The organism is Spirosoma fluminis (genome assembly GCF_054778895.1).
This window is the reverse complement of the sequence record NZ_BAAGZD010000033.1, coordinates 1-552: the sequence shown is the minus strand read 5'-3', so window position 1 is coordinate 552 and position 552 is coordinate 1. Positions and strand designations below refer to the sequence as shown.

At 50.9% G+C, this 552-nt stretch carries 1 protein-coding gene; it reads right to left on the bottom strand.

The window, feature by feature from the left end; translation table 11 throughout:
• Nucleotides 1–382 (bottom strand): hypothetical protein (locus ACYVBJ_RS20860; RefSeq protein WP_460984243.1); only part of this gene is annotated, 382 nt, incomplete at its 3' end.
• Between the last annotated feature and the right edge of the window lie 170 nt (nt 383–552).

The window sequence follows — 552 nt, the reverse complement described above, 5'->3', positions numbered from 1 at the left end:
GTTGAACAACAGTTGGCCACTGCGGATCGCCCTGAAGCGTAGTGACCAGGGTATTTTTCTTGATGTCGCTCATCGTCCAGCCCGTAGCGATGGCTTGTTTAAGATAGGTAAACGCCTGCTGCTTTTGGCCCACTTGTAGCGCCAACTGCGTGGCCACTTTGTAGTCCCTTGAAAAGACGAACTCGTAGCGATCAAACACCTGTTTGTACAACGCGAATGCCTCCTGATAGTGCTTGCGGGCAATAAGGTATTGCGCCCTGGCAATGGTTTGATGATAGGTTGTGTAGTCGTTTTGATCGGCCTGGCCATGCAGATTTGCCGGGAGGAATGCACCGAAGCGAACGGCATTCAGAAGAAGATACAGGGTAAGGAGGTGATTCATACGAGCGGTTTTACCATCCAGACGCAAATAGGGGTCGGGCGGTTGTAAGCCGTTAAGAAGTTTTAACAAATTAGTGACTGCTGCGGGCATGCGTGTCCTCTTTCTCGATTCTTCTCAACCCAACGGCAGCATAAAGGCAGATGGATAAACTCGTTCGTCTCACGCGGGAG